The organism is Pseudomonas machongensis, from assembly GCF_034961125.1.
GTDB lineage: Bacteria > Pseudomonadota > Gammaproteobacteria > Pseudomonadales > Pseudomonadaceae > Aquipseudomonas > Aquipseudomonas machongensis.
This window is the reverse complement of sequence record NZ_JAYFUI010000176.1, coordinates 1-4,322: the sequence shown is the minus strand read 5'-3', so window position 1 is coordinate 4,322 and position 4,322 is coordinate 1. Positions and strand designations below refer to the sequence as shown.

Annotated in this window: 6 protein-coding genes; all 6 read left to right on the top strand. The window is 65.1% G+C overall.

What is annotated here, in order from left to right:
* A partial coding sequence (locus tag VA602_RS15905) for a riboflavin synthase (protein ID WP_323453683.1) occupies window positions 1-663 on the top strand: 663 nt, incomplete at its 5' end.
* 18 nt (window positions 664-681) lie between these two features.
* Window positions 682-1,773: a bifunctional 3,4-dihydroxy-2-butanone-4-phosphate synthase/GTP cyclohydrolase II gene (gene ribBA / locus VA602_RS15900; protein ID WP_054893598.1), complete on the top strand. Its 1,092-nt coding sequence runs from the start codon at window positions 682-684 to the stop codon at window positions 1,771-1,773.
* A gap of 92 nt (window positions 1,774-1,865) precedes the next feature.
* A complete protein-coding gene (gene ribH / locus VA602_RS15895) occupies window positions 1,866-2,342 on the top strand; it encodes a 6,7-dimethyl-8-ribityllumazine synthase (RefSeq protein WP_054893599.1) in 477 nt (158 codons plus the stop codon).
* Entirely contained in the window at window positions 2,339-2,839 is a 501-nt protein-coding gene (gene nusB, locus VA602_RS15890) for a transcription antitermination factor NusB (protein WP_054893600.1), read from the top strand. The genes ribH and nusB overlap by 4 nt, the downstream gene beginning before the upstream one ends.
* An 18-nt stretch (window positions 2,840-2,857) precedes the next feature.
* Window positions 2,858-3,826, top strand: a complete 969-nt coding sequence (gene thiL / locus VA602_RS15885) for a thiamine-phosphate kinase (RefSeq protein WP_153774420.1) — start codon at window positions 2,858-2,860, stop codon at window positions 3,824-3,826.
* Window positions 3,823-4,322 (top strand): phosphatidylglycerophosphatase A family protein (locus VA602_RS15880; RefSeq protein WP_054893602.1); only part of this gene is annotated, 500 nt, incomplete at its 3' end. The genes thiL and VA602_RS15880, both read left to right, overlap by 4 nt.

The window sequence follows — 4,322 nt, the reverse complement described above, 5'->3', positions numbered from 1 at the left end:
TTCACCGGCATCATCGAATCCATCGGCACCATTCGCAGCATGACCCCCAAGGGCGGTGACGTGCGCGTCTACGTCGAAACCGGCAAGCTCGACCTGGGCGACGTCAAGCTCGGCGACAGTATCGCGGTCAACGGCGTGTGCCTGACCGCCGTGGAACTGCCAGGCGATGGCTTCTGGGCCGACGTCAGCGTCGAGACCCTCAAGCGCACCGCGATGGTCGAGCTCAAGAGCGGCAGCCGCGTCAATCTCGAAAAGGCCCTGACCCCCACCACCCGCCTGGGCGGCCACCTGGTCAGCGGCCATGTCGACGGTGTCGGCGAAATCGTCTCGCGCAGCGATAACGCCCGCGCCATCCAGTTCCGCGTACGCGCCCCGAAAGAGCTGGCCAAGTACATCGCCCACAAGGGCTCGATCACCGTCGATGGCACCAGCCTGACGGTCAATGAGGTCGATGGCGCTGAGTTCGAGCTGACCATCGTCCCGCACACCCTGTCCGAAACCATCATGGCCGACTACCGTGCAGGTCGTCGGGTGAACCTTGAGGTCGACCTGCTGGCCCGTTACCTGGAGCGTCTGCTGCTGGGCGACAAGGCCGCCGAGCCGAGCAAAGGCAGTGGCATCACCGAAAGCTTCCTGGCCGCCAACGGCTTCTTGAAATCCTGATTGAGAAGGGGGTGCCGCGTGGCGCTCAACAGCATCGAAGAACTGGTCGAAGACATCCGCCAGGGCAAAATGGTCATCCTCATGGATGACGAAGACCGCGAAAACGAAGGCGACATCATCATGGCGGCCGAGTGCTGCCTGCCCGAGCACATCAATTTCATGGCCAAGCACGCCCGTGGCCTGATCTGCATGCCGATGACCCGCGAGCGCTGCGAAACGCTCAAGCTGCCGCTGATGGCGCCGCGCAACGGCTCCGGCTTCGGCACCAAGTTCACCGTGTCGATCGAGGCCGCCGAGGGCGTCACCACCGGTATCTCCGCCGCCGACCGTGCCCGCACCGTGCAGGCTGCCGCTGCGAAGGACGCCAAGGCCGAGGACATCGTCAGCCCGGGCCACATCTTCCCGCTGATGGCCCAGCCAGGCGGCACCCTGGCCCGCGCCGGCCACACCGAAGCGGCCTGCGACCTGGCGCGCATGGCCGGTTTCGAGCCGAGTGGCGTCATCTGCGAAGTGATGAACGACGACGGCACCATGTCGCGCCGCGCCGAGCTGGAAGTGTTCGCCGCCGAGCACAACCTCAAGATCGGCACCATCGCCGACCTGATCCACTACCGCATGATCCACGAGCGCACCGTGCAGCGCGTCTCCGAACAGCCGGTCGAAAGCGAGCTGGGCCAGTTCAACCTGGTCACCTACCGTGACTCGGTGGAAGGCGACGTGCACATGGCGCTGACGCTGGGCAAGATCTGCGCCGAAGAGCCGACCCTGGTGCGTGTGCACAACATGGACCCGCTGCGTGACCTGCTGCTGGTCAAGCAGCCGGGCCGTTGGAGCCTGCGCGCGGCCATGGCCGCAGTGGCCGAGGCCGGCAGCGGCGTGGTGCTGCTGCTGGGCCACCCGCTGGACGGCGATGTGCTGCTGGCGCATATCCGCGAAAGCGCGGGCGATGTGCAGGCCAAGGTGCCGAGCACCTACAGCACCGTGGGTGCCGGTTCGCAGATCCTGCGCGACCTCGGTGTGCGCAAGATGCGCCTGATGAGCTCGCCGATGAAGTTCAACGCGATATCCGGATTCGATCTGGAAGTTGTAGAATACGTGCCCTCCGAGTGACAAAGGTGCGCCAGCATTGTCCTGGCGCTCGTGTCCGAACCCTCCCGAAGGCCGCCTGGTGCGGCCTCGCTCTTTAATATGAGAATACCGGAATGACCCTGAAGACCATCGAAGGTACCTTCATCGCCCCCAAAGGTCGCTATGCTTTGGTGGTTGGCCGCTTCAACAGCTTCGTCGTCGAAAGCCTGGTGAGCGGTGCCGTCGATGCCCTGGTTCGCCATGGCGTCAGCGAAAGCGACATCACCATTATCCGTGCCCCGGGTGCCTTCGAGATCCCGCTGGTGGCACAGAAAGTCGCCCAGCAAGGCGATTACAGCGCGATCATCGCCTTGGGTGCAGTGATCCGTGGCGGTACCCCGCACTTCGAATACGTGGCGGGCGAATGCACCAAGGGCCTGGCCCAGGTGTCCATGGAGTTCGGCGTTCCGGTATCCTTCGGCGTGCTGACCGTCGACTCCATCGAGCAAGCCATCGAGCGTTCCGGCACCAAAGCCGGTAACAAAGGTGCCGAAGCTGCCCTGTCCGCCCTGGAAATGGTCAGCCTGCTGGCGCAGTTGGAGGCCAAGTGATTAGCGACGACAGCGATCGTTTCAACCCGCGCGATCCAAAACCTGCGGATGCCGGCAAGCCCTCCAAGAGTGCCAAGCGTCGCGAAGCCCGCAAGCTCGCCACGCAAGCGCTCTACCAGTGGCACATGGCGCAGCATTCGCTGAACGAGATCGAGGCTCAGTTCCGGGTCGATAACGATTTCTCCGATGTCGACGGTGCCTATTTCCGCGAAATCCTCCACGGGGTTCCGGCAATCAAGGGCGAAATCGACAGCGCACTCAGCCCTTGCCTGGACCTGGCACTGGACGAACTCGACCCGGTCGAGCTGGCCGTGCTGCGTCTGTCCACCTGGGAGTTCATCAAGCGCGTCGACGTACCGTACCGCGTGGTGATCAACGAAGGCGTGGAGCTGGCCAAGGTCTTCGGTGCCACCGATGGCCACAAGTTCGTCAACGGTGTGCTCGACAAGCTCGCGCCCAACCTGCGCGAAGCTGAAGTCAAGGCCAACAAGCGCTGATCGCGGCGCTGACGAGCCATGGGTGAGTTCGAGCTGATCCGCCACTTCTTTGCCGCCGCGCCTTGTGCGCAGGGCGGTGACGGCGTGGCCCTGGGGATCGGTGACGATTGCGCCCTGCTGGAGCTGCCGGCCGGCGAACAGCTGGCAGTCTCCACCGACACGCTGGTCGCAGGTGTGCACTTCCCGGCAGTCTGCGACCCCTCGCTGCTCGGCCAGCGCTCGTTGGCCGTGGCCGCGAGCGACCTGGCGGCCATGGGCGCGACTGCCATCGGCTTCACCCTGGCCCTGACCTTGCCCGAGGTCAGCGCGGATTGGCTGCAAGCCTATGCCCAAGGCCTACAGCGCATGGCCCACCGCTGTCGCATGAGCCTGATCGGCGGCGACACCACCCGCGGCCCGCTGAGCATCACCGTCACCGTGTTTGGCCGGGTTCCGGCCGGGCAGGCCTTGCGCCGTGATGGTGCCAGGCCGGGCGATCTGCTGTGTGTCGGCGGCAACCTGGGCAACGCCGCAGGGGCCTTGCCGCTGGTGTTGGGCGAGCGCCAGGCGCCGGTTGAACAGGCCCAGGCGCTGCTTGCGCAGTACTGGTCGCCGATGCCGCAGCTCACCTTGGGCCAGCTGCTGCGTGGCCAGGCCACGGCGGCGCTGGACGTTTCCGACGGCCTGCTTGCCGACTGCGGTCATATCGCCCGGGCCTCGGGCGTCGCCCTCGAAGTGAACCAGCATCAGGTTCCGGTATCTACCGAACTGGAGGCTTTCCTCGGGCGTGACGCTGCCGTGCACGCGGCGCTCACCGGCGGCGACGACTACGTGCTGGCCTTCACCATCCCCGCCGCGCAACACCAGGCATTGCAGCTGCCGGGGTTCATCCATGTCCATGTCATCGGCCGCGTCCTGGACGGGCAGGGCGTCACGCTGCGTGATCGCCAGGGTCGTGACATCACCCCCACGCAACGGGGCTATCAACATTTCAGGGAGACACCGTGACCGACCACCCCAATCAGGTGCCTGCGGAGTTCGTTCCGCCTTCGGTCTGGCGCAATCCATGGCACTTCATCGCGTTCGGCTTCGGCTCAGGTACCTTGCCCAAGGCGCCGGGCACCTGGGGCTCGCTGGTGGCGCTGCCGTTCATCCCGCTGTGGCAGATGCTGCCGGACTGGGGCTACTGGCTGCTGCTGGGAATCACCATGCTGTTCGGCTTCTGGCTGTGCGGCAAGGTGGCGAACGACCTGCGCGTGCACGATCATGAAGGCATCGTCTGGGACGAGATGGTCGGCATGTGGATCACCTTGTGGCTGGTGCCCGAAGGTTGGCAGTGGTTGCTCGCAGGGTTCCTGATGTTCCGCTTCTTCGACATCCTCAAGCCTTGGCCGATCCGCTGGATCGACCGCCATGTGCACGGCGGTGTCGGCATCATGCTCGACGATATCCTGGCTGGCGTGTTCGCCTGGCTGGGCATGCAAGTGCTGGTTTGGGCGGTAGC

Coding starts and splice junctions, on each gene's coding strand:
- ribH (WP_054893599.1), top strand. CDS start 1,866: ATGACCCTGAAGACCATCGAAGGTACCTTCATCGCCCCCAAAGGTCGC.
- thiL (WP_153774420.1), top strand. CDS start 2,858: ATGGGTGAGTTCGAGCTGATCCGCCACTTCTTTGCCGCCGCGCCTTGT.